This window comes from Pseudoduganella buxea (assembly GCF_009720835.1).
GTDB classification, from domain to species: domain Bacteria; phylum Pseudomonadota; class Gammaproteobacteria; order Burkholderiales; family Burkholderiaceae_D; genus Rugamonas; species Rugamonas buxea.
On sequence record NZ_WNKZ01000025.1, the window covers coordinates 17,890 to 43,299 of the forward strand.

Consider the following 25,410-nt stretch of genomic DNA (forward strand, 5'->3'; position numbering starts at 1 on the left):
CCCTGTCAGGAGGGAGGGCGGCCGCTGTCATCGTCGGCGCGTGCGATGGCTGCACACCGACCGCTACCCAGGCGACATGCAGCACTTGCGGCATCGACCGCGTTTTCACGCAACCAATTCTCAAGGAGAGGGACATGATCCAGGCATGGCAATTAGGAAGGCGGGCGGCGGCACTTGCTGCCCTGTACAGTGTGACCACCTTCGCTGCCGTCGCGGCCGAGCAGGCCGGCTTCAGCAACCGGTGCCTGCGGGTTCCGGCCAACCAGCCATGGGTGGCGACGGGAATCACGGTGTCCCCCGACGAATTCGTCTGCGTGGCAGGCGAAGGGCTATGGTCGCATGGCGGCCAGGGAGTCCAGCAGATCTACCCCTATTATGGTCCCGAGGGGTGGGACAGGGACGTGCCGCAGGAAGAAGGCAGCGAGATCCTGCACATCGGCGCGCTGGTCGGCAGGATCGATGACAACTTCCCCTTTCTTATCAGGCAGCAATTCTGCTTCATCCCGCGCGTGACTGGCGAGCTGCGGCTGTCGATGGACGACGCGCCTGGAACCCATGGCAACAACGAAGGTTACCTGCGCGTGCGCGTCGTGACATGGCCGGTCTGGAACAGGCCGCAACGCTACACCTTGCGCGTCGCCTGTCCGTGACGGATCAAGGCCGGATACCTGCCCTGCAGCCGGCTGACCGTCGCCGCAGTCGGTGAGCGTCCAGGTCGGCCTTGCCGGCGCCGTCCTGGTCGAGCAAGGGATGCAGGACCCGGCCCCGATCGGCCGATTCCCCGCGTGCCGGGCAGCGCCTTGCGGCGGCGGTGCCGCCGCATCGTTGTAAAGGAACACGTTGCAAAAGCGCCGCAGTGCGGCGCAATTACATCGAAAAGTCCACCGCCCAGGCCGAACGGCCTGGTGGTCGATGCGGTCTGGGCGGGCCGATCAGCGGGCGATGTCGCCCGGCGCCTGTGGCAGGCTGGCACCACGCGTGCCCCAGCCTTGGGTGTCCGGTTGCGGTGCGAGGCGGTATATCAATGTGCCGGCCTGCTGCAGCTGCTCCCAGTCCAGCCAGACCCGTTGCAGGGGCCGCCCGGCCCATTGGACCGACTGCACGAAGCGGCGCTGGCCCGGCACTGCGCCGGGTGCCTCGATGCGCAAGGTGCGGCCCGGCGCGACGTCGATTTCCGTGCGCGCGAAACGGGGCGCGTGCAGCAGGAAGCGGCCGCTGCCCGGCGCGTCCGGATACAGGCCCAGGGCGCTGAACAGGTACCACGCGGACATCGTGCCCAGGTCGTCGTTGCCCGTGACGCCGGCCGGACCGTTGCCGAACAGGGTTTCCGCCGCGCGCAGCACCGTCGTCGTCTTCCACGGCTGGCCCATCAGGGTGTACATCCATGGCGCGTGCAAATCCGGTTCGTTGTTCGGGTTGTAGCGGAACTGGGCGTAGTAGCTGTACGGCCCGACGACCCACGACTTGCGCACGGCCTTCGGGTCGGCCAGGACGGCGTCGTAGTCGAAGAACTGGTCGAGCCGGCGCAGGGCCTGGGCCGTGCCGCCCATCGCCTGCGCCAGGCCCGGCACGTCCTGCGGTACCAGCCACTGGTATTGCCACGCCGTGCCTTCATGGAAGCCATGGTCGCCCCGGGGATCGAAGCCGCTGCCGACATCGGCGAACCAGCTGCCGTCGGCCAGCCGCGGGCGGGGGAAGCCCCGCTGCCCCGTCGGCGCATCGACGACGGCCGGGTCCCACACCTTGCGCCAGTTCAACGCGCGCTGGGCCAGCGCCTGTGCATCCGCCTCGTGTCCCAGCGCTTTCGCCATGCGGGCCAGCGCGCCGTCGGCCAGCGCATACTCCAGGGTCGCGGAGGCGCCGTGGTGGGGGTCGGTGTCCATGCCCTTGGAAATGAAACTACGCTCGTACTGCACAAAGCCCTGACGCAGGTAGCTGGGGTTGCCCGAGCGGCCCTGGGGTCGGATACCGAAGGCGGGCACGCCGAAGGCGTTTTCCCGCAGCGCCGCATAGGCTTCCTGCTCGCGCCCTTGCAGCGCGCCGAAGCGCCACAGGTCGACCAGGTAGGGCGTGACGGGGTCGCCCGTCATGATATTGGTCTCGAAGTTGGCGTAGCCCCAGCGCGGCAGCCAGCCGCCCTGCTCGCGGATCTTCAGCACGGAGTTGGCGATATCGCGCGCCCGCGCGGGCCGCAGCAGCGCCAGCAGCTGGTTCTGGGCGCGGTAGGTGTCCCACAGCGAGAAGTACTCGTAATAGGTCCAGTCCTTCGCCGTGTGAACCTGGTCGTCATAGCCACGATAGCGGCCGTCGGCGTCGTTGCCCGTCATCGGCTGCAGCAGTGCGTGGTACAGCGCCGTATAGAACACGGTGCGGTCGTCCCTGCTGCCGCCTTCGATACGCACGCTGGCCAGTTCGCGCTGCCACGCGGCCTGCGCCTTCTCGCGCATCGTGTCGAAAGCCAGCGGCTGCCCGCCGGCATAGCCCTCGGCCTGCAGGTTGCGCCGCGCGCCCTCCGGGTCGACGTGGGAGATGGCGCTGACAGCCGTGACGGCCTTGCCCTGCCCGACGTCGAAGCTCAGCCACGCGCCATGGGGCTTGGCCTCGCCCTGCTGGCTGGCCCCCTTCGCGCCGGGCCAGCCGCCCCGGTCGTCCCAGATACCGTGGGCGACGACGGGCCGGTCGAACACGATGCGGAACCACGTGGTGTACTTGGCGCCGCCGCAAAAGCTTTTCGTGACGATACGGCCTTCGACGCTGCGCCCGTCCACCGACACTTCGCTGCCGATGACGGAATGGCGCTCGTTGGCCTGGCCCAGGTTCAGCAGCAGGTGGCCTGTCGTCGCGCCGGCGGGAAAGGTGTAGCGCTCGGCCGCCGCGCGCGTCAGCGCCGTCGCCTCCGCCGTGATCCCGCCGTAGCTGGTCAGCTTGACCTTGTAGTAGCCGGCCTGGCCAACCTCGCCGTCATGACTGTACTTGGCGGCGTAGCTCTTGTGGTCGAAGCTGCCCGGCTTGGTCGTGTCGAAGTCGCCGCCGGGACCGATGCGGCCCGTGACGGGCAGGATGGAAAGCTGCCCGCCCTGCTCCCAGCAGCCGGCGCCGGACAGGAAGGAGTGGCCGAAGCCGCGGATGCGCTCGTCGCTGTAGCGGTAGCCGGCGTAATGGTCCGTGATGGGGCTGACCTGGATCATGCCGAACGGCGCCGACGCGCCGGGGAAGGTATTGCCTTCGTCCTGGGTGCCGATGAAGGTGTTGACGGGCGTGTCACCCGTCTTGGGCACCGCCGCGAGGGCCGCGGCCATGGGCAGCACGCAGGCGAACAGGGTCGCCTGCACGGCGCGTAATTTCATGGATGTCGTCATGGTAAATCCGAGAATGAGGGTGATATCACGGCTGAGGCTTCGCGACGGGCTGCAGCAGTTCCAGTTCCGCCAGGTCCAGCGCCGTGCCGTTGTCGAAGCGCAGGCGGTATTGTCGATAGGCGCCGGGCGCGGCAACGCGGAACGGCCGCAGTTGCCGCGCCCAGTTGAAGCGCTCGCCGCGCCGCCGGTCGATTACCTTCCAGCCGCCCTTGCCGCCTTTGCCTTCCAGGGTCCAGCCCAGGGCGGCCGGCGGCACCTTGCCGCTGGTGATGGTGTAGTAGGTGAACGCCGTGGCGTTGCCGAAGGTGAAACCGACGCTCGCGCGGGCCGGCAGCGGCTGCGACGTCGCCGCGTCGTCGTCGACCAGCGCAGCGGCGGCGACCTGGCCGCGAACGGACACCGTCGCCGCGCCGCTGCGGTCCTCCAGCCTGGCCGGCAGGCGCCCAGGCGCCGTCATCGACGGGGGCAAGGCCGCCGCTTCGCTGCCCCAGGCCGAGGGTGTGCTGCCCATCGTGAACTCCAGGGTAGCGCCGGCGGCGATGTCTTCGTGGCGTATCCAGGCCCTGGGCCACGGCTTGCCGTCGACCTTCAGGGACTGGACGTAGACATTCTCGGTGCTCTGGTTGTTGGCGATGACGGTCAAGGTCTTGCCGGTGTCAAGGCGCACGTCGGCGCGGCTGAAGGCGGGCGAGCCGATCACGTATTCCGGCGCCCCCATCCGCAGCGGATACAGGCCCAGCGAGGCAAACAGATACCACGCCGACATTTCGCCGTTGTCCTCGTCGCCCGCGTAGCCCTGGCCGATTTCGCTGCCCAGGTACAGCCGCGCCAGGATCTCGCGCGTGACGCGCTGGGTCTTCCACGGCTGGCCGGCGGGCACGTACATCCACGGGATGTGATGCGAAGGCTGGTTGCTGTGGGCGTACATGCCCATGCGCACGTCGCGCGCCTCCGTCATTTCATGGATAACCTGGCCGTAGCTGCCGCTGAACGCGGGCGCGGCCGTTTCCGGCGTGGCGAAGAAGGCGTCCAGCCGGCCGGCCAGCGCCGCGCTCCCGCCGTGCAGGGTAGCCAGGCCTTCGGCATCATGGGGCGCGGTGAAGGCGAAGTTCCAGCCGTTGGCCTCCGTGTAGTCGCCGCCCCAGCGGCGCGGTTCGAACCGGGCGGCCGGCTCGCGCCATTGCCCGTTCGCGTCGCGGCCCCGGAAGAAGCCGGTGGCCGGATCGAACAGGTGGACGTAATCGCCGGCCCGTGCCTGGAAGTAGCCGGCTTCGTCCCGGTAGCGGCGCGCCAGTGCGGGATCGCTTGCGTCCCGCGCCAGCGCCTGGCCGAACTGCGCCAGGCCGAAGTCGTTCAGCGCGCCTTCGAGCGTCCACGACAGGCCTTCGTGGACCGACCCATCCACATAGCCCCGGTACATCGACCGCGCCAGGCCCTTGCGGCCCACATTGGCGACGGGCGGCACGGCGGTGGCGTTCTTCAGCGCCGCCTCGTAGGCCTCGTGCGCGTCGAAGCCCCGTACGCCCTTCAACCATGCATCGGCAAAGGCCACGTCGGAACTGGTGCCCACCATCAGGTCGGCGTAGCCGGGCGAGGACCAGCGCGCGACCCAGCCGCCCTCGCGGTACTGCTGCAGGAAGCCGTCGACCATCTCGCCCGCCCGTTGCGGCGCCAGCAGCGCGTATGCAGGCCACGTCGTGCGGAAGGTGTCCCAGAAGCCGTTGTTGACGTAGTTCTTGCCGGGCCGGACCGGGGCCGACGTGCGCTGCGCGTCGCCGCCCGCGTTCCGGTCGGACCAGCCGCTCTGGTCGGCGTGGCGCCACTCGGGCCGGTCCTTCGTGCCGACGTTCTCGTGCGCCGCGTTCGGGTACAGGAACAGGCGGTACAGGTTGGAATACAGCGTCGTCAGCTGGTCCGCGCTGGCGCCCTGCACCGCGACCCGGCCTAGCTCCGCGTCCCACGCGGCCTGCGCCCGCTCGCGGACGGCGTCGAAACCGGCATCGCCGATCTCCAGCTCGAGGTTGCGCCGCGCCTGCTCCACGGAGATCAGCGAGGTGGCGATGCGCATGCGTACTTCGCCGTCGTCGCTCGCGGCGAACTTGACGTAGCCGGTGGGCCGGCCCGTGTCGATGGCGGCGCTTGCCGTCCAGCGCTGGTCGAAACGGGCGTAGACGAACATGCGCCCGGCGCCGTTCGACAGGCCGCTGCGCGTGTCCGTATAGCCGTGCAGGGTTTGCGTGGCCGCGTCCAGCGTCAGGCCGCCGCGCCCGTCGACGTTATCGAACAGCAGGTTGGCGTCGCCACCTTGCGGGAAGCGGAAGCGGAAGATGGCGGCATGATCGCTGGGTGCGATCTCGGCGCGGATGCCGTTGTCGAAGTCGACGCGGTAGGTGTAGGGCCGCGCCAGTTCGCGCTCGTGCGAGAACGACAGGGCCCGGCGCACACGGTCCGCGTCCGGTTGCCCGCTCGTGTTCGACGGCATCACCTGGAAGGTCTGGCGGTCGCCCATCCATGGGCTGGGCTGGTGACTCAGGGACAGGGCCTGCAGGCGCGGCCGGTTGTCCGGGCCGTTCTGTTCGTTCCACCGGTACAGCCAGCCCAGGGTGCCGGCATCCGTGACGGGCGTCCAGAAGTTGAAGCCGTGGGGCACGGCCGTGGCGGGAACGTTGTTCCCCCGCGAGAAGGTGCCGTTGGCCTGGGTGCCGCGGGTGGTCAGCACGTAATCCGACGGGCGGGCGGCCAGCGCCGGTGCTTCGGTCTTGACGACGATGTCGTCCAGCCAGCCGCTGGCACCCTTGGCGCCGGGCCGCATTTCCAGCTCGATGGCCACGATGCGCCGTCCCGCGAGCGCGCCCAGCCGCAACTCCTTGTGGGCCCACTGCTGCGGATACAGGGCCTTCGATTGCGCCTGCGCGGCGGCGCCCAGGCGCACGCCGTGGTGGTCCGGCACGGCCAGGCTGGATACCCGCTCGCCGTTGTCCAGCAGCAGATCGAGCGAAACGCCGGTGGAGGCCTCGGTGTCGCCGTCGACGATCTCGGGCAGCACCTTCCACGAAAGCTGTGTGTCGGCGCCGATGGCGATGTCGACGTCGAACAGCCGCAGGCGGCCGCCGTTGCCGTCCGCGCTGTAGCGCAGCGCACGCGAGCCGGTGTAGCCCACGCGGGGCTTGGCGGCATACGGGCGCTCGGGGCCGTCGCCCGCTTCCAGGCTCAGGCCCTCCCCCGTCAGCTGGCCGGGAAAGCGTTCCCCTGCCTCGAAGGAGGTGGCGAAGCCGGTGGCACCCGCGCTGCCGCAGGCAAGCAGCAGCGCCACGGTCGCCAGGTGATGGTCATGCATGGTCATGTTGGTAACACTTCCTGGAGAATGGGAAATCGACCGGCTTCTCGGGCCGGTCACGCGCGTCGTATTTCAAGCCGGCTTAGAACTTGTAGTTCAAGCCGACATAGCCGACGCGGCCCGCATAGCCGTTCGAATAGAAGCGGTTCTCCGTGTCGTTGCCCAGGTGGGCGCGCGTTTCTTCCCGCGTCACGTTCAGCACGGAAGCCGTCAGGCTCAGCTCCTTCGTGATGTTGAAGGCCGCGTTCAGGTCGATCTGCGCATACGGTTCGTCGTACACGTTCAAGCCGTTGACGAGGCCGTTCACCACCTCGCCGCGGCGGTTGTAGGACGCGCGCAGCATGTAGCGGTCCGTCGAGTAGAACACGGTCAGGTTGGCCTGGCTCTTGGCGCTGCCCACCAGCGGCGACTTGCCGATCTCCGTACCGTCCGCCAGGGTGATGGCGGCCTGGTTGGTCTTGTTGTACGTGTAGTTGACCTGGAAGCCCAGTCCGGACGCCAGCGTGTGCTGCGCGTACAGTTCGACACCCTGCGACACGGCATCGCGCCCGCCGGCACTGGTCGAATAGTTCTGAAGGGTGACGGTCTCGCCGCCCACGTTCAGCGACGTGTCGCGCACCACCGGCACGGAGAAGTTGCTGACGTTCTTGCGGAACAGGCCCATGCCCAGCACGGAACCGCGCTGGAAATACCACTCCAGGCCCAGGTCGTACTGCGTGGCCTGGTAGGGCTCCAGGTCCTTGTTGCTGCCCGAGCCGAACCAGCCCTGCTGGTCGCCGCCACCGATGAGCCGGCGGTCGTTGACGTATTCCTGGCTGTAGTAGTTCAGGCTGCCAGGCGCGGCGATGTCGCCATAGCTGGGCCGCGCCACCACCTTCGAGGCGGCCGCGCGCAGCAGCAGGGTGTCGCTCAGGTCGTAGGCCAGGTTGAAGCTGGGAAGGACGTCCGTGTAGCTGCGGTCCAGCGCGCTGACAACGTAGGACGATACGTGCCCGGAGGCCGGGTTGGTTTTGCTGTCCGGCACGACCGTAAAGCCGCTGGTGCAGCCGGAACCGGCCGGCGCGCCGGCGGCGGGCAAGCCACCGGCCTGGCATGGCGCCGGCTTGCCGTCCGGGCCGTTGAAGAAGTAGTCCTTGTAGTAATCGACCTGGTCCGTCGAGTCCGCGTGCTGGCGGGTGCGCGCCACGCGCAGGCCGACGTTGCCGCGCAGGCGGTCCGCCTTGATATTGGCCTGCAGGTAGAAGGACGAAATCTTCTCGTCGACATTGAAGATGAAGTTGTCCTCGTTACGCGTTTGCATGGCGCCATAAGTCTGGCCCAGGTAGGCGATATAGGCCGGGTAATCGATGGCGGGGAAGGCGCTGGCCCTGATGCCGCCCGTGATATTGCCCAGCGACTGGGCGTAGAGGAACTCGGGGCGAAATTTATTGGCCGACGCATCGCAACCGTTCTGGTAGCGGTTATCGTAATTGCCGGCGTCCAGGCCCTTGCAGGCCCAGTAGTTATTGCCCGTGCTGCGGTGGGTGCCGCCGTCGCGGTATTTGCCGCCGAATTGCAGCGAGTCCAGCCATTTGCTGTCCGCATGCCACGTGAAGTCGGCCTGCGCGTAATTCTGCTTCGTGCTGTTGCGGGTCCACGAGGAGGACGTCGAACCCAGGTCGATTTCGCCGATGCCCTTGCCCAGGTTGGCCATCAGGTCCGGCGCGAAAGTCATCGTCGGCGTCCCCGTCACGTCCCAGGACGTGGCGGTATTCCCCAGCGACCAGCTGCCGTCGGCATTCTGCATGCGCGGCTTGATCGGCATGCCGAACTGCATTTCCGGGCCGCCCTTGGCCCAGGTGCGCCCCGCCTTGAACGTGGCGTCCAGCGATTTGCCGCGCCATTCGATTTCGATATCGGCCGTCTGCGACAGCGCCTTCTCGCGGCTGTAATTGCCGGCAATTTGCGGCGTGGGAATCGTGCAGTCGTCCGGACCGAAGCCGCCCGTATTGGTCAAGCCCCCGGCTGCTGCCTGGTCGGCGTTGCAATAATAAGCCTTGCCCGGGTGCGCACTGTATTGGGCGCCCGTGACGATGGTCTTGCTGGGGTCGAACGTCAAGCCGTCGAGCAGGCGCCCGCCCGGCCAGTTGCCGTCGCCGTTATAGCGGGCGATGCTCCATTCCGGTACCTTCAGCGAGTTGGTTTGGGAAGTTTGCGACAGGTCGAAACGGAAGTAGTTCGCCGTCATGTTCAGGTTGCGCAGGGGCTTGAACTGCAGGGTCAGCTGTCCGCCCTTGCGTTCGCGCTTCTCGGTCCTGACATTGAGGTTGACCGAGGTGGGCATCATGAAGTTCGTGTAGTACTTGCCGGACTGGTCGTAAAAGCCCGACTGGCCCCACCAGTAGGACGTCAGGTCCGACTCCTTGCCATGGATATCCGTGGCGGGATGGGTATCGTAGTCGTCCGCATACCACTGCCAGTTTTCCGTGCTGGCGCCCATCGTCCGCGTCGTGCGCTTCTGCTGGGTGAAGCCCACCAGGATGCCGAAGCGCTTGCTCTCGTCATGCCATGAATACTGGCCGGAGAACTGCGGGTCCGTCTTCTTTGTCGTGTCGGCCCACGTGCCTTCCATATTGACGAAGCCGGAATTCGGCTTCATGTCCAGCGGCCGGCGCGTGCGCAGGATCACGGTACCGCCGATGCCGCCTTCGTCGAGGCGCGCTTCCGGCGTCTTGTACAACTCCGCGCTGGACAGCATATTCGCCGGCATCAGCATGTAGTTGAACGAACGCGAAGGATCGCCATTCGATTCGGCCGTCGCCACGTAATTGCCGTTCAACTGGGTCAAGGTCAATTCGGACGACAGACCGCGCACGCTGACATTCTTGCCTTCGCCGCCGCTGCGCGTCACCACCACGCCCGGCACGCGCTGCAGCGCATCGGCCACGTTCTTGTCGGGGAATTTACCCACATCCTCGGCCGTGATGACTTCGACGATGGAATTTGCATCGCGTTTCTGGTCCAGGCTTTTCTCGATCGCATAGCGGTAGCCGCTGACGACGACCTTCGATACGGGGGCCGCGTCCGCGCCCTGCCCGGACTGGTCCTCGATTGACGCAGTCTGCGCCTGCGCCGTGGAAAGCGACAGCAACGCAATGCCGACCGCCACGGCGATCGGCGTCGCGCGGCAACGGAATTTCTGTCCAACGAAATGGCTTTCAAAGCTCATACATGTCTCCTGATCGTGCCCTTTGCGGGCTTTTTTTGTAAGGCGCGGCGCCCGGCATCAGCCATCGTCCGAAAAGAGATGCGCGCTCGCGCTCCCCGGTAACGTCCATGAGATAAACAGGCCGCCGTCGATTTACTAAACACGCAATTCGCGCGGCATTATGCGGGACCAGCGCATCCCATGATGTGGAACTTAACCGAAGCAAGTCAGCTCGGCACGGCAACTTGTTCAATTCCCGGGTGTTTAGTGAAATTTAGTAAACACGCACCGATTGATAGCGCTAGCTACTCTTTTGCGCGGCTTTTTGCGTGCGGCTGCAAGCAGCAAGGTCGATCGCTGAACGGGAAAATATTGGACTGGCCTGTAGTGCAGGCAGTGCACATGACTTTGCCGCCTGGGCGAGGATTCTCGTGTCGGAGATGGCCGGCGCCGCATGACTCGCCGGGCACCTGCCGGAGCGCGCGAGCATTCCCGGCACGTTCCGTATGCCGGCCGGGCATGCGCCCGTGACTGGCATGTCCAAATACTTGGAATGCTCAAAACGTCAAAGTCCAAGTCCTTGGACAAATCGCCGCCGAACATTAGAAGAACTTCAACAAATTCAGTTACTTAGCATTTTCACCAAACCAGGCACAGCACTTGCTATTAAGGAGCCACTCCGCGGTGGCTCACCGCGGTTTCTATAAAAAATGGAGACTGCAATGCAGAAGAAGCGCCCCCTCACCTTATATATCCTGATCGCGATGCTGCTCGGTATTGCGGTCGGCTATGCCTGCCACACCGTCTTTCCCGACAAAACGATCACCACGGAGATTTCCGCCCACATTTCGCTGGTGACGGATATCTTCCTCCGGCTGATCAAGATGATCATCGCGCTGCTGGTGTTCTCCACCTTGACCATCGGCATCGCCAACCTGGCGGACGGCAAGGCGGCCGGCCGCATCGGCGCGAAAGCGTTCGCCTGGTTCCTGCTCGCTTCGCTGGTATCGCTGGCGCTGGGCATGGCGCTGTCCAACCTGCTCCAGCTCGGCACGAACCTCGGCTTGCCGTTGCCTGCCGCCGATGCCAGCACGGGCCTGAAGACCGCCGCTTTCACCTTGAAGGACTTCATCACGCACGTGGTGCCCAAGTCGCCGATCGAGGCGATGGCCAACAACGAGATCCTGCAAGTGCTGGTGTTCTCCATCTTCTTCGGCTCCGCGCTCGGGGCGCTGGGCGAATCGGGCAAGCGCCTGGTGGCCGTCGTCGATGAGCTGGCGCAGGTGATGTTGCGCATTACCGGCAGCATCATGACGATGGCGCCGTTGGCGGTGTTTGCCGCGATGGCATCGGTCGTCACGACCAACGGCCTGGGCATCCTGGCCACGTTCGCCAAGTTCATGGGCGGCTTCTACCTGGGCCTGTTCTGCCTGTGGGCGCTGCTGATCGGCGCGGGCTTCCTCGTGCTGGGGCCGCGCGTGTTCCGCCTGATCGGCCTGATCCGCGAACCATTCCTGCTGGCCTTCTCCACCGCCAGTTCGGAAGCGGCGTATCCCAAGCTGCTGGTGGCGCTGGACAAGTTCGGCGTGCAACGCCGCATCTCCAGCTTCGTGCTGCCGATGGGCTATTCGTTCAACCTGGACGGCTCGATGATGTACTGCACCTTCGCCGTGCTGTTCATCGCCCAGGCCTACGGCATCGACCTGTCGATGGGCACGCAGATCACCATGCTGCTGCTGCTGATGCTGACCTCCAAAGGCATGGCGGGCGTGCCACGCGCTTCGCTGGTGGTGATCGCCGCCACCCTGACCCAGTTCCACATTCCAGAAGCCGGGCTGCTGCTGCTGATGGGCGTGGACCAGTTCCTCGACATGGGCCGGTCGGCCACCAACGCCGTCGGCAATGCCGTGGCCACCGCCGTGGTGGCGAAGTGGGAAGGCGCGCTGGAGGAGAGCACCCCGCTGCCCGACGAACACCGTCACGTCCACGCGGCGTGAAGCTGGCCTCATCAATTCAAGAACAATACGGAGATTCCATGAAATACGCATTGACCGCCGCGCTGGCACTGGCCAGCGTGGCCGCCCACGCACAATCGCACATCAATATCTACGGCGTGCTGGACGCCGGCCTCGTGCTGGAACGCGGCGGCCCGGCCGGCAGCCGTACGGATCTCAGCAGCGGCGTCGGCTCCGGCTCGCGGCTGGGGTTCAAGGGCACGGAAGACCTGGGTGGCGGCCTGTCGGCGGACTTCGTGGTCGAGAGCGGCTTCAACGTCGATACCGGCAAGTCCGGCCAGGGCGGCGTCATGTTCGGCCGCCAGGCCTGGGTGGGCTTGAGCGGCGCGTTCGGCAGCGTGAGCGCGGGCCGCCAGCTGTCGTCGTACTACAAGGGCTTGCGCGACGTGGCCGATCCATTCTGCGACGGCTTCGCCGGCCAGGCCATGAACATCATCGCCGGCAACAGCCGTGTCGACAATTCGGTCATTTACGGCACGCCCACGGTCGCCGGATGGTCGGCCGAGGTGACCTATGGCGCCGGTGAAGTGCCGGGCAACGATGCGACCACGCGCAGCCGCAAGCGCGTATTGAGCGGTGCGCTGAGCTACGCACCCGGCCCATTCGCCGTGGTGCTGGCGCACCATCGCCGCGAGGATGCCATGCTGCCGGACCATGTCCGCAACTCGCTGCTGGCGGCGCGCTACACGGTGGGCGCTGTCACTGCCCACGCGGCCTTCGTGCGCACCCGCAGCCTGGGCGGTGCCGGCAGCCATGATGCCTTGCTCGGGCTGGCCTACAAGACCGGTCCGCACCGCGTGCTGGTCTCCGCCATCCGTCATGAGGACCGCACGGCCGCACGGCGCGATGCGCGGCAGTTCGCCGTCGGCTACCTGTACACACTTTCGCGTCGCAGCGACCTGTACACGGCTTACGGCCACATCCGCAACGACAACGGCGCCACCTTCACGGTCGGCAATGCCAGCAACGACGGCAGCGGCAACGCCGCCTTCAACCTGGGATTGCGCCACGTGTTCTAGGCCGGGGATTTGCTATAGTGGCCATGATGCCAGCCCCGCCCGAAACCATAGCCGGTCCAGCCAACCAGGCAGCCTCCTTTCGGCCGCATTGGCGCCATTGGCCCTATTGGCCCCATCTTGGGTGGTGCGTGGCGCTGGCAGTGGGCGTGGCACTGGCCTGCGCCGCCTACTGGTGGACGGCGAGCATCAGCACGGAGCGGTTGCGTGCCGCCGGCGCGCAGCGCCTCGAGGTCTACGCGGCCAGCCTGGAAAACCTGCTCGACAAATACGACTTCCTGCCGCACATGCTGGAACTGGACAAGGACGTGCTGGCGCTGCTGGAGCACCCGGCGGATGCCGCACGCCGGCGGGAGGTCAACCTCTATCTGGAGCGCCTGAGCCGGCAGGCCGGATCGCGCATCATCTATATCGTCGACCTGCGGGGCAACACCTTGGCAGCAAGCAACTGGCGGCAAAAGGACAGCTTCGTCGGCGACAATATCCGCTTCCGGCCCTATCTTCAGGACGCGCTGCGCGGCCGCCCGAGCGGCTTCTACGGCGTGGGGACCACCAGCGGCGAGCCGGGTTACTTCTACGCACGCGGCGTCTACCGCGACGGCCGGATGCTGGGTGTGGCGGTGGCGAAGGTAAATATCGAGGAGCAGCAGCGCGGCTGGGTGCAGGGCGCGGACAAGGTGATGCTGGCCGATGCCAACGGCGTCGTGTTCCTGTCCTCCGCGCCAGCCTGGAAGTACCATGCCGTGCGGCCCCTGCCCGACAGCGTACGCGCCCGCCTGGAACAAACGCGCCAGTATCAACGCCTGCCCCTGCCGCCGCTGCCCTTGCGCGACGTGGAGGAGCGCGACGATGGCACGCGCGTGGTCGCCCTCGACGGCAGTGCGCAGCACCTGCTGGCGCAGACACGCTCCCTGGCGCCACGCAACTGGACCTTCATTTACCTGTCGGACCTCAGCCAGGCGCGCGCCAGCGCCCGCGTCGCCGCCCTGTTCGTCTGCACGGCCTACGGCTTCCTGCTGCTGCTGTTCCTGTTCGTGCGCCAGCGTCTGCTAGCGAGGAAACAATTGCAGGATGCCTACGCCAACCTGGAGCGGATGGTGGCCGAGCGCACCGCCAGCCTGGCGCGCACCACGCAAAGCCTGAGCGAGGAAGCGGCAGTGCGGCGCCAGGCCGAGCTGCAACTGCACCGCACGCAAAACGAGCTGTACCAGGCCGGCAAGATGGCGGTGCTGGGCCAGATGTCGGCCAGCATCACGCATGAACTGAACCAGCCGCTGACCGCGCTGCGCACCATGTCCGACAACGCCCTGCTGCTGTTCGAGCGTGGGCGCCTGGAGGAAGCCAGGCAGAACCTGGCGCGGATCTCGCAGATCGTGGCGCGCATGGGCGGCATAACGGGCAAGCTGAAAAGCTTCGCGCGCAAGTCCAGCGCCGGGCTGGCGCCCGCGTCCATCCACACGGCGATTGCCAATGCGCTGGTACTGGTGGAACGCCGCATCGAGCTGGACAAGGTTAGGTTCACGCTCGATATCGGCCAGGACGACATGTACGCGCTGTGCGACAGCAACCGGCTGGAACAGGTGCTGCTGAACCTGATGAGCAATGCGCTGGATGCGCTGGGCACTTTGGCGCGTGACGTGCACCGCGAACTGTCGGTGAGCGCGACCCAGACGCCGGCATCGGTGCAGATCCGCGTGCGCGACAGCGGTCCCGGCCTGTCCGACGAAGCGCATGCCCGCCTGTTCGAGCCCTTCTTCACGACCAAACCGCAAGGCGAAGGCCTGGGGCTGGGCCTGGCCATCTCGGAACAGATCATCCGCGACTTCGGTGGTAGCCTGCGGGCAGAGCGGCTTGAAGCCGGTGCCTGCTTCATCATCGAACTTAACAAGGCATCGCTGGAAAAACATCATGAATGAAATGGAAGCAATGATCGACGTCATCCTCGTCGAGGACGATGCCGCCGTGCGCGAGGGCAGCGTCCAGGCGCTCGACCTGGCCGGCTTTGCCGTGCGTGGTTTCGACAGCGCGGAACCGGCGCTCGCCCTGCTGCACGCGCACTGCCGCGCCGTGCTGGTAAGCGACGTGCGGCTGCCCGGCATGAGCGGGCTGGAACTGCTGGCCGCCGCGCGCGCCATCGACCCCGCCCTGCCGGTCATCCTCGTCACCGGCCATGGCGACATCGCGATGGCGGTCCAGGCGATGCATGACGGCGCCTACGACTTCATTGAAAAGCCCTACTCGTCCGAACAACTGGCCGACGTGGTGCGGCGCGCCGTCGACAAGCGCCGCCTGCAGCTGGAAGTGCTCGAGCTGCGCCAGCGCCTGGCGCACAGCCAGGGCATCGACGCCGCGCTGCTCGGCAACGCGCCGGCCATGCGTGAACTGCGTCGCCTGATCCTGGCGGTGGCAAGCCAGCCAGCCGACGTGCTGGTGTATGGCGAAACGGGCACCGGCAAGGAACTGGTGGCGCGCTGCCTGCACGAGTTCAGCGAACGCGCCAGCCATCCTTACGTGGCCATCAACTGCGGCGCGATACCCGAGACGATCTTCGAGAGCGAACTGTTCGGCCATGAGGCGGGCGCGTTCACGGGTGCTGGCAAGCGCCAGGTAGGCAAGATCGAGCACGCTTCCGGGGGTACGCTGTTCCTGGACGAAATCGAGAGCCTGCCGCTGGCCATGCAGGTCAAGCTGCTGCGCGTGCTGCAGGAACGCTATATCGAACGCCTGGGCTCACACCAGCCGCTACCGGTGGACGTGCGGGTGATCGCGGCGGCCAAGGCGGACCTGAAGGAATTGTCGGACAAGGGCCAGTTCCGTGCCGACCTGTACTACCGCCTGAACCTGATCGTGCTGCAGATCCCGCCCCTGCGCGAGCGGCGCGAGGACATCGCGCTGCTGTTCGAGCATTTCATGCTGGACGCGGCGCGCCGCTACCGGCGCGAGGTCCCGGCCGTACCCGCCGCGCACATGCAGGCGCTGATGCGGCACGACTGGCCGGGCAACGTGCGCGAGCTGCGCAACGCGGCCGACCGCTACGTGCTGGGCCTGAGTGGCGCCCTGCCCGGCGTTCCTACCAACGGCGCCGCCGGCGACGCTCTCGGGACAGGACAGTCCTCGCTGGCCGACCAGGTCAACACCTTCGAGCGCGCGCTGATCGAACTGGCCTTGCGCAACGCCGACGGCAATGTCAGCGCGGCCTGCACGGCGCTGGGCCTGCCCAAGCAGACCATGTATCACAAGATGCAGAAGTATGGGGTGGTGGCGGAGGAGTTCCGGTAGCGCCGCTTCGATTGGGTCGCGCAGGGCATTGCGGCCGGCCGTGACCGCATTGCCCCCCGCGCGGCGCGAGCGCGCCTTGCAACGCATGTGAAACCGTCCATCCGAGAACACGAACCAATTTGCACCAGGACTTGCTGGGTGCCTGCAAGTTGCTGAGCGCGACCTTGCCCTGCCTAGGTCGGCTGCTCGAGCAAGGGCGAGTCCAATAGCGACTGCGAATAGTAGGAGTGGGCGGCAATATATACCCGATTAACACGTTGTTCCATTACGCTGAAGCCCACATGCAGCAGGAACTCGGGCAGATTCCAGACGTAGTAGCCGCTCAACGTATTGGCTTTTCCGGTGACGGGATAAACGCCGACCTTCTGCAGGACGCGCTCCGGCGTATCGTCGAAGCAAATACCTTTCGGTAGCTCACCGTCGAATCCGCTCGACCAGTACAGGCCCTTGCGAATATAGCGCGCACCGGACAATACCGCCTCGGGAGTGGACGTCGCGTTCGACTGACGGAAATACAATTCGACGCCGTGGGTCGCCAATGCGTCGATCTCATGCGGGCAATCTTCGCCCGCGGCCGGCGCGGAAAAACCCGAGAGGTCAATCCCGGTGAACCGATCATCCGCCCGCACGGTGTCCCAGCGATGCGTCAGCCGCGCTTGCAGGGCATGAATGTCGGGTTGTACGATTCGTGGCAGTACCGTCGCCTTTGCTTTTTTGGGCTTCAATCCCACCTGAATAACGCTGATCCCCGCATTCCCATCGGCGTATTTCACGAGAATCCAGCGATCAGGCAAATCGAAGCGCTCGAGCCTGAATGGCGCGACCAGCGGGAACTGCCAGACTCCCGGACCAAGCTTGCCGATCACGTCGTCGCGCATGTCGCTGAACGAAATACCGAATGGAAGTTCGCCTTCGTACCTGTTGTGGCCGTAGTAGCTTTCGCCGGCGTATAGCTGCACATTGGTGATGATGGGAGGCTGGGTGATGAGCAGATCGTTCGCGTGGTAAAAATCCGGCGGGCAGAACGTGATAGAAAATCCTTGTTCCTTGAAGAATATCCCACCGATGGGAGAATGCTCCGGCATCTCGAAGTCAGGCGCGTCAGCATATCGAAAGACGGACTGGTCGATCGATGCCAGAGGCAGTCCCAGGTGCGACAGGAACAGATTGGCGTGGGTGGCAGCACTGGAAGTCATCTTGTATTCACTATTGATTCGGCTCTTCACGATCCGGCCCCGCACCGCCCTGCGCCCGATAGGGTACCGATCGGCCAGCACGCAGGGTTGCCCTGGTTCGTGTTCGACCTGGGCAGCGATGGAAGCCCGGCAGGGTCAGTCCCAATCCAGCGGAACCGGGGCTTTCATCTTCGCCTTCGACAGGTCGATGAAGGAAATTCCCTGGTTGTCCGGCAGGAAGCAGAGTCCGATCGTGGTGCCCTGGTGGTTATACCACGCGTACACGCGATTTGGACCGGAAGGATGATTCAATGTGGGCTCTCCAAAAATCCTGACGGCTTCGTCCAACGTCGATCTGAATGTCAAGCCATACGGCAGTGCATCCGGATATTCCGAGAAACCACTGTCGTTAACAGCGCCGTACGCCTGCACCGACGTGAGGACCATGTCGCCCGTGTCGAGAAGCGGACCGTAGAACTTGAGGTAGTGACGGTCCGTGTCGAACCCCAGCGAGATGCCTTTCTCCTTTACGCTGATCCTGTCGACAGGCGTTTCCTTGAAGACTGGCCGATGGGATATTCCGTGCGCCGTCAGGTAGGCATCGAATTCGGTGTTTTGCGCGGGCAATCCAAAAAATTGGACGACTTCGTTAATTTTCATTTATTTCCTCGGGTTGTTTTTGATCGCGTCCTTGATCAATTTCTTCAAGTCGTCGAGATATTCTGCATGGGTTTTCTTGCGGATCTTGTCCGCAGCCTTCTTGTACTTCTCCAGGCACTCCGGATCCATCTCCTTTTCCGTGTCTTCATCATCCATCGCCTCTTCGATCGCATCGAGGTCTTTTTCCGCGGCCTTCTGGAGGTCTTGGGCATCCTGGGAGACTTGCTTCGGCGTGTTCCGATGGCCGTAGGTACGGCTGTGATTCTTGTGATCAGCCTTCGGCGTTGCGATTGTTTTGCCGGCCTTCGAAATTGCCCCATTGTCGCCGAACAGTGCTTTCTCGGCGCCTTCGCTCAATGTTATGCCCGCCTCGGCGATCATATCCCTTGCCGCCTCCTGCAGTGCGGCCTTCGACGGAATATGGTCGCGATCGAACTTGTTGTCGCCGGACTTTTTTTGGAGGTCTCCGTAGCTGCCGTCCTCGCCACAATCGAGTTTTTTCTTGCCGACTACGGTGGTCGTCCCCGTCTTCGCGGCAGACTCCTCTTTCTCCTTGGCCTGCGCTTGCGCCTGGGCAGCTTCGGCGGCCTTTTCGGCAAGCTCGGCTGCTCGCGCAGCCTGCGCCGCCAGCCGGGCCGCCTGGGCCGCCTGATAGGCCACGCGGGCCCGATTGGCAATAATGGCCGCGCGCAGCGCAAGCAGGCCTGCGCCGATCAGCTCGGCCGCTGCCGGGACGGCAAGGACAAACACTGGCATCGTCTAACCCTTTTTCCCAGGGATGAATTCGGCGCACGGCGCGGCCTGGATACCCGCTTTCCTGGCGACGGCCGCCATACCTAGCAGCTTTCCCGTTTCCGCGTACGCACCCAGCGAAGGAACCAGTGCATCGCCTTGGGCAGCCAGGAAAGCCGCCTCCTCCGGTGTTTCTGCCTGGACCGGCGGACTACTGTCGTCGGAGCCTGCCGCTGCGGCCACGCCGCCCGCCGCGGAAGGTACCTGCGCCGTGATATAGATGCCAGGGTTATTTCCCCCGTTCATCACGTTCGGATCGCCCTGCCGTACGACATACTTCCCCTCGGCACGAAAATGGCTCGCGGCGCCCGTAGGCTTGACATAGCCGTTGACCGTATTGGACTTGACTCCCTTGGCGACGCCAGGGTCATCGCCTCGGCAATTCGGCTGCTGCGTACGATCCAGTACATAGGCCGGGTCGCCATTGAAGCGCACCGTCGGCGTGATCGAAACGCTGTTCGATAGATCCTGGGTGGTCGCGTATGGCAGGGGTGGCGTGCTCGCCCCGACAGGGGTCTTGTTGAACGACGGTGCCGTACACACTGCCTTCAGGATACTGTTGCGGCGGGCGCCGATCTTACCCATGGTGGTCCTCCAGCGGCACCGTCAATGACGCGAGCAGGTCCTCGACGGCCATGTTGTCCAGTTCCTTGTCGAGGTGACGGGTGAAGTCCGCCTCGAACTGCTTGTGTAAATTGACGTCTACTGCCCTGATCTCGGGCGTTTTTTCCAGGACCGCGCGCCAGACAACGCTGACCTTGCGGCCGTCCGGTTCGATGATCACTGTGTCGATCTTCATCGTATGAAAGAACATGGTCCCGTTTTTCATTCGCACCAGCAGCGTGCACGAGTGACCCGGCAGTTGCAGCCGCACTACGGTATCGCCGCCCCTGCTGCCGGATCCCGCGCTACCGGGCGCGCACAGGTTGGTCAGCTCGACATATTCGTCGCCTTGCAGGAAGTCGGTCTGCTGATCAGGCGGCGCGGCGTTCCAGACGCCGAAGTCGAAGTCCTCCGGCAGCCAGGCATTACCCTCGACGAAGCGCTGATCGATCGTCCCGCACAGCGCACGCCGCTGCGGATGCCCTTTTGTGCGCACGCCGAAGCCGGCCAGAATGGCGGACACTGCCTCCGGCCCGTGATTTTCCGTCTTCTGCATCATGCAGAATTTAGCCGCCGTGAAGGGCTGACCTGCCGGCTCGATCCGCGGCGCGGGAATGCGCTCGACTCGCGCCGCCCGCAGGAACCAGGGCGCCGCATAACCGCGGCCCACGGCGTTGCTTTCGAATGCCTCCAGCGCCGCCGGGGCCTGCGGGTCCGGCGCAACGACGGCATCGTTTGCCGCGCGCGCCGATACAGGAATACGCTCCTTGTCGTGCAAGCGTTTCGCGCCAGGCTCGTTGTGCCGGATGCGACATTCTCCCCCGAAGGCGTACTCGTACCGGAGGGGCACGGACGAGAACGGCTGCGGTGCTGTCAGCCGCCAGACGCGTGGCTTGAACAAGCCCAGGGTGCAAGCCTGCGCCACGCTCGCGAGGACGCGGATCGGCCATGCTGTCCGTAGCAGTTCGCGTTCACCAGTAACGGTCAGTGTCTTGTCGATCAGCCGTCGTCCCTGCACCGGATGTTGCTGAGCGTGAGCGACCGCTTCCTGCCATTTCACGAGCGCAGCCGTATCGGGCTCGACAAACTGGTTCAGGCCCTGCGGTCTGGGCGGCAGCGTCGCCGCCGTATCGGGCCTGCTGAGGACCAGCCGGACATCGAAGCGCTGCGGCGAAGTGCCAGCCGGCGCGTGGGCCATGGCGTTGACGATCACATCGCACTTCGGTTTGTAATGGCACAGGTCCGACTCCTGACGAACGCTGCTCTCGTTGAGGGCGCCGAAGTACTCGTCCACTTCGCACAAGGGCTCCTGCTCTTCCGCATAGACCAGCAGGCCGTCCGCACCCCACGTCAGGGTCTGGCGCAAGACGAAGACATGAAATGCACGGTCGAACTGATCGATGCCTTCGAATGCAAGCGCGGGGAACGGCGTATGGTTGCGGAAATCCACCGGTGGTCGCCCTAGTTGATATCCACGTCTTTGCCGGAAATTTGCACGGGACCGCTCGCTTCGAAACTGAACTGGCTGCCGTTGATGATAACGGTGCCGTCGGATTTCATAATCAGTCGGGATTTGCCGACCGTGATGGACAGTTCGTCCCCGGCGCTGATGGATATCTTCTGCCCGACCTTGGTGATCTGGCTGGCGCCGACCAGGGTCGTCATCATGGCGCCGACGTTCAGGCTGTAGGCCAGGCCGACGTTCTCGATCCGGCCCATCCCCACGTTCTGCATATAGCCCATGCCCACGGTCTCGGTCTTGAACCTGCCGACGTAGGTCGACCAGTTCTTGCCGATATCGTCCTTCTCGTTGCGCTCGACGCTCTTGACCCGGTTGCCACCGATACTGATGTTCTCGTGAACATCCACCCGTTCCGTGCGATTGTTGTGGACCGTGATCTTTTCGTCGTTATCGACCGTCTCCGTGCGGTCGCGCTTGATATGGGACGTCTCGTCCCGATCGATCGTCTTGCGGCGGTCGTTGCCGACCCACTTGTCCTCGTCGTGCTCGACTTCGGTCAACTGGTCTTTTTCCGCGTGCAGCCACAGCTGCTCCCTGCCCTTGGCGTCCTCGAACCGGATCGCGTTGGCGTGGTCGTAGCTACCGCCCGGCGTCGAGCGGGACAGGATGCCGCTCTGAGTCTTGCTGGCAGGCAGTGGCCAGGGCGGCATGGTGTCGGCGTTGGGCAGCATGCCGGTGATCAAAGGCCTGTCGGGATTTCCGTCCAAAAACTGGACGATCACCTCGCTGCCGATGCGCGGGATGGTCGTCATGCCGAAATTGGCGCCGGCCCACGGCGTTGCCACGCGCACCCACGCGGAACTGCGGTCGTCGTTCTTTCCCGCCCGATCCCAGTGGAACTGGACTCTCACGCGACCGTATTCGTCCGTGTAGATCTCTTCGCCAGCGGGTCCAACGACCAGGGCTGTCTGTAGTCCGTGAATCTTCGGTTCGATACTGTTCAAGCCGCGTGATGGGCGCCACGGGACCCGGACGCGGCTGCACACGATCCGGTTGGCATACACGGATGTCCCCGAGTCCGCGTCCTGGTAATTGTTGCTTGCGGTGTGGTTTGCCTCGATGATCAGGAAGCGCTGGTCATTCGCCTCGACTGCATCGAAGTGCTCCGTCAGTTCGAAGGACCGGCCGGCCTGCACAGTGCGATCGTTCCCATGGCCCTGGAAACATTTACCGTTGGACTCGATTTCCTCCATGCGCAGCTTCGCTTGCGCTTCGCCTCGCGCCAGGTCGGGGAAACCGTAGGCGCCGGCGTACTCGTAGATTTCGACCGGGAGGACATCCCCCTGCACGTTCAGCGTCGGCACGTCAACGGTGACACTGCGCGGCTTCTTGAAGTCGAAACTGGACAACGCCACTGACGAGGGCACCAGGCGCCGGATCGGCGTCCAGTCTCCAAGGCCGTCGTCCTCCAGGCTGCCCGCTTCGCGCTGGAATGGAATGTCCTCGCGCGCCCCGTCGATGGGCGGCGCGACAGTGGAGTCGTCGGACAGGATCAGCGTGTGCCCTGTGGCCGTGTGCTCGTACCAGTAGTACCACCCGAGGGATTCCCAGCGTCGATGCAGGTAGTTGTAGTCGGTTTCGCCGTACTGGCACGCGAACGTCATTTCCGGGTCCGCCCCGGCTATGCGAAATTCCGACGACCGGACGGAATAATCCCGGAATATCTCGTCGGTCTGGTCGGCGAGCGAGAGGTTATGGAACAGATAATTGTCGCGCCTGAGCTTCAGGTAGGCCAGCCACGGGCCCAGGACCATGGTGTAGTAGACGAACGCGCCATCGGTGTAGTCACGACGGAACTCGAATACGTAGCCGTTGAAATACCGCAGGCTGCCATCCTCGCGCACGAGTTCGACCGTGACCATTTTCCCGAGAACGTCCTTAAGCTCGATGTTCTCTTCGTTGGAAAGGACCTCGACGACAAAGCGAAAATCCCGCGATAACGCTTCCTTTGCCTCCATCCGGCTCGCCAGCAGCGTGGACGCGGGGCCGTCTTCATTGGGGAAGTTCAGGCGCAGCAGGCGGTTGTTCTGTCGCATTTTGTCGAACAACTCGAGGACAACGTTCATGGGCATGGTGGTAAGCCGGTGCAGTAATGACGGTCTAGGGATCCTCTGTCAGCCGGCGAACCGCGCCGAGCCGACAGCAGCAAGTGAACATTATAGTCAAAAAATTACCAAAGTGATAAAGTTAAGGTTCGAATATGATGCAGGAACGATGAAATCCCTGCAGTACTCCACCGAGTTTACATGTCATACAACGGACATCGCCATGGAATACAAAGCCGCCGCAAGCCTGTGCAAGATCGCCGTCCTCGTCTTCGGGGGCCAGTCGTGGTGCCTGAACGGAACGGCGGCGGAAACGCCGTACGTTTATCCGTTCAACACGATGACAGGGACCGAGCTTGTGCAAAAGCTGACCACCGAGCCCGTTTCGGACAGCGACTATCGGGAGAGTGATCGGGCCCACTATTACCTGGCCGGCATAAAGGATGGGACCCAGGGCATTATCTGGTGCTTCAAGCGTGCCATGCTGCCAGATGAGCTCAATTATGAGATTGTGCATGCCCTGAAAAAGCGCCACCGGGCCGCGGAACTGAGCGGAAACGCCGCGCCCCTGGTCCTTGCCGAGTTACGCCGTCGCTATCCCTGCACCGGCGATCCGAAAGACAAGCAATGAGCAGAAGCCAACGCGGTATCGCACGTCGCCCCTCCTTCGCGGCTGTGCGGGAGGCATTTCCATCGCGCAAAGTGGTATCGCGCGAGATGCTGTTCGAGGAGATCGGCATCGAAGCGCTGATGCACGATCCCGCCTATGAAAACACTTGTGCGATCCGGATGAGCTACGCGCTGACAAAAGCCGGAGTTGTGTTGCGCAAGGGCGGCCTGAAATTCAACAAGGGTCCATTCGCCGGCAGGCGCATCGAACCGGGCATGCGCAAGCTTTCGGAGCACCTGGTGGAGTTGTGGGGTCCGCCGCAGAGTTTCGCGGTAAACGCCGAAGCGGTCGATGCGCTCACCCTGCAGCAGGGAGTTGTCTCGTTCTTCTTCGGCGAGATGCTTTCGGCGGGCGCCGCCCAAGGTCACATTGACCTGCTCATGCCCCGCTGGCCGGGATTCGAAGAGTGTGCGAACACCTGCTATTTCGGCAGCGACAAGAAGATCTGGTTCTGGCCGCTTCCCTGAGCCCTGCCGCCGTGCCGTCGGTATACGGGACAACAGAAAAGCGGACCTCATGTATGTAAAACAGCACCTCAGGGGCTTTCTCTCATAATCAGGGGCTTTCTCTCATCCATCGGGCAAAGGCTGCCAGCGCCAGCCGCTCGTCAAACATTCGCTCGAACCTCGCCGGCGGCTTGCCCAAAATGTCATACACCGCCGGGTTCAATCCCCGGACCTCGTGGATGATCCGGTTCGACACCTGCCAGCCGTGTCGAGGAGATTCGGGCTTGGCACCGTAATGCCTTACCGCCAGGCCCACTGCCGCTTCCCAACGTCGTGGCATGAGCGAGATCGGCTTTCATTCCGTCCTTCCACTGCGCATGGAACCGGCGTTTTCAGCTTAACCCCTCTTAACCTCCCTTAACGCGACAATCCTTGCGACGGCGAATACAGTAGCAATCAGACACCGTTTCGGTGTGCCCGATAAACCCTGACCTGCTGGAGAAAACCGTGAACCGACCTGATTCGATTGACCAGATTGATCGCCAACGCCCTTTGGAGCGGCCCGCCCTGGTGGTCCCCGTCATTCACTATAACAAGGTGAACATCGACGGCGTGAACGTGTTCTACCGCGAGGCCGGCCCTGCCGACGCGCCGGTGCTGCTGCTGTTGCACGGCTTCCCCACGTCGTCCCATATGTTCCGCAACCTGATCCCCCTGCTGGCCGACCGGTACCGTGTGATCGCACCGGATTATCCCGGCTATGGCCAGAGCGATTCACCCGACCGGTCCGGATTCGACTACACGTTCGACAACCTGGCGGACGTGATCGAGAAGCTGACGGTCGCTCTGGACCTGACGAAATACAGCATGTACGTGATGGACTACGGCGCGCCGATTGGTTATCGGCTGGCACTGAAGCACCCCGAGCGGGTGCAGGCATTGATCGTCCAGAACGGCAATGCCTACACGGAAGGGCTGGCCGCATTCTGGGATCCGATCAAATCGCTGGACAAGCGCGAGGCGCTGGCCCATCTCGTGACGCTGGAGCTGACGAAGTTCCAGTACACGGATGGTGTCAGCGATACCAGCCGGATCAGTCCCGACAACTGGGTGGTGGACCAGGCCTTGCTCGACCGGCCCGGCAATCGCGAGATCCAGCTGGATCAAGGCTGAAAATGCAACGCGCAGCAGTTCTTTCGATGCGCCTTCCGTCACGCCGACGTAAGCCGCTACTAGGGAACCGCTGATTTATTCATGGCGGCGATCTTCGCCATGAGAAAACGCGCCCAACTGCGCCGCAAATG

The 25,410-nt window shown here is 64.3% G+C and carries 18 protein-coding genes; 8 read left to right on the forward strand and 10 right to left on the reverse strand.

Annotated features, from left to right (window positions below; translation table 11 throughout):
* Positions 1-134: 134 nt before the first annotated feature.
* Positions 135-650, forward strand: coding sequence for a LecA/PA-IL family lectin (locus GM672_RS10980; RefSeq protein ID WP_155470574.1), 516 nt, complete (start codon positions 135-137; stop codon positions 648-650).
* Between the two features lie 282 nt (positions 651-932).
* On the opposite strand, the gene GM672_RS10985 is transcribed toward GM672_RS10980, so the two are convergent.
* From GM672_RS10985 to GM672_RS10995, 3 genes are all read right to left on the reverse strand, one after another.
* Positions 933-3,359 (reverse strand): GH92 family glycosyl hydrolase, encoded by a 2,427-nt coding sequence (locus GM672_RS10985; protein WP_155470575.1) that lies wholly within the window; start codon positions 3,357-3,359, stop codon positions 933-935.
* A 25-nt stretch (positions 3,360-3,384) separates the two neighbouring features.
* On the reverse strand, positions 3,385-6,702 hold the full coding sequence (locus GM672_RS10990; protein WP_155470576.1) for a GH92 family glycosyl hydrolase: 3,318 nt from the start codon (positions 6,700-6,702) through the stop codon (positions 3,385-3,387).
* Between the two features lie 76 nt (positions 6,703-6,778).
* The gene (locus GM672_RS10995; RefSeq protein WP_155470577.1) at positions 6,779-9,904 is read right to left on the reverse strand and encodes a TonB-dependent receptor; all 3,126 of its coding nucleotides are present in this window, start codon (positions 9,902-9,904) and stop codon (positions 6,779-6,781) included.
* 701 nt (positions 9,905-10,605) lie between these two features.
* Here GM672_RS10995 and GM672_RS11000 point away from each other — a divergent pair.
* The 4 genes from GM672_RS11000 to GM672_RS11015 all read left to right on the forward strand — a co-directional run bounded on the left by GM672_RS11000 (position 10,606) and on the right by GM672_RS11015 (position 16,193).
* Positions 10,606-11,880: a dicarboxylate/amino acid:cation symporter gene (locus GM672_RS11000; protein ID WP_155470578.1), complete on the forward strand. Its 1,275-nt coding sequence runs from the start codon at positions 10,606-10,608 to the stop codon at positions 11,878-11,880.
* 38 nt (positions 11,881-11,918) lie between these two features.
* Positions 11,919-12,917, forward strand: a complete 999-nt coding sequence (locus GM672_RS11005) for a porin (protein ID WP_155470579.1) — start codon at positions 11,919-11,921, stop codon at positions 12,915-12,917.
* A gap of 128 nt (positions 12,918-13,045) precedes the next feature.
* Positions 13,046-14,830, forward strand: coding sequence for a sensor histidine kinase (locus GM672_RS11010; protein ID WP_229427749.1), 1,785 nt, complete (start codon positions 13,046-13,048; stop codon positions 14,828-14,830).
* A gap of 1 nt (position 14,831) precedes the next feature.
* On the forward strand, positions 14,832-16,193 hold the full coding sequence (locus GM672_RS11015; RefSeq protein ID WP_155470610.1) for a sigma-54-dependent transcriptional regulator: 1,362 nt from the start codon (positions 14,832-14,834) through the stop codon (positions 16,191-16,193).
* Positions 16,194-16,366: 173 nt separating this feature from the next.
* Here the strand turns inward: GM672_RS11015 and GM672_RS11020 are convergent, their stop codons facing one another.
* The 6 genes from GM672_RS11020 to GM672_RS11045 all read right to left on the reverse strand — a co-directional run bounded on the left by GM672_RS11020 (position 16,367) and on the right by GM672_RS11045 (position 23,011).
* Entirely contained in the window at positions 16,367-17,419 is a 1,053-nt protein-coding gene (locus GM672_RS11020; RefSeq protein ID WP_155470581.1) for a hypothetical protein, read from the reverse strand.
* A 105-nt stretch (positions 17,420-17,524) separates the two neighbouring features.
* Positions 17,525-18,028 carry a hypothetical protein gene (locus GM672_RS11025; RefSeq protein ID WP_155470582.1) on the reverse strand — a complete coding sequence of 168 codons (504 nt, stop codon included), beginning with the start codon at positions 18,026-18,028 and terminating at the stop codon, positions 17,525-17,527.
* Positions 18,029-18,784, reverse strand: a complete 756-nt coding sequence (locus GM672_RS11030; protein ID WP_155470583.1) for a hypothetical protein — start codon at positions 18,782-18,784, stop codon at positions 18,029-18,031. It abuts the gene before it with no gap.
* Between the two features lie 3 nt (positions 18,785-18,787).
* Positions 18,788-19,405: a DUF4150 domain-containing protein gene (locus GM672_RS11035; protein ID WP_155470584.1), complete on the reverse strand. Its 618-nt coding sequence runs from the start codon at positions 19,403-19,405 to the stop codon at positions 18,788-18,790.
* On the reverse strand, positions 19,398-20,873 hold the full coding sequence (locus GM672_RS11040) for a DUF2169 family type VI secretion system accessory protein (protein ID WP_155470585.1): 1,476 nt from the start codon (positions 20,871-20,873) through the stop codon (positions 19,398-19,400). Before GM672_RS11040 ends, GM672_RS11035 begins: the two co-directional genes overlap by 8 nt.
* An 11-nt stretch (positions 20,874-20,884) precedes the next feature.
* Positions 20,885-23,011 carry a type VI secretion system Vgr family protein gene (locus tag GM672_RS11045; RefSeq protein WP_229417678.1) on the reverse strand — a complete coding sequence of 709 codons (2,127 nt, stop codon included), beginning with the start codon at positions 23,009-23,011 and terminating at the stop codon, positions 20,885-20,887.
* Between GM672_RS11045 and GM672_RS11050 the strand changes: the two genes are divergently transcribed.
* Together GM672_RS11050 and GM672_RS11055 are read left to right on the forward strand one after the other, a co-directional pair.
* Positions 23,010-23,621 (forward strand): Rap1a/Tai family immunity protein, encoded by a 612-nt coding sequence (locus tag GM672_RS11050; protein WP_155470587.1) that lies wholly within the window; start codon positions 23,010-23,012, stop codon positions 23,619-23,621. The two genes, GM672_RS11045 and GM672_RS11050, sit on opposite strands and share 2 nt — an antisense overlap.
* A complete protein-coding gene (locus GM672_RS11055) occupies positions 23,618-24,127 on the forward strand; it encodes a T6SS effector amidase Tae4 family protein (protein ID WP_155470588.1) in 510 nt (169 codons plus the stop codon). The genes GM672_RS11050 and GM672_RS11055 overlap by 4 nt, the downstream gene beginning before the upstream one ends.
* An 88-nt stretch (positions 24,128-24,215) precedes the next feature.
* Here the strand turns inward: GM672_RS11055 and GM672_RS29730 are convergent, their stop codons facing one another.
* A complete protein-coding gene (locus tag GM672_RS29730) occupies positions 24,216-24,446 on the reverse strand; it encodes a hypothetical protein (RefSeq protein WP_229417683.1) in 231 nt (76 codons plus the stop codon).
* Between the two features lie 167 nt (positions 24,447-24,613).
* On the opposite strand from GM672_RS29730, the gene GM672_RS11065 reads away from it, so the two are divergent.
* Positions 24,614-25,279: an alpha/beta fold hydrolase gene (locus GM672_RS11065; RefSeq protein WP_229427748.1), complete on the forward strand. Its 666-nt coding sequence runs from the start codon at positions 24,614-24,616 to the stop codon at positions 25,277-25,279.
* The last annotated feature ends 131 nt before the right edge of the window (positions 25,280-25,410 follow it).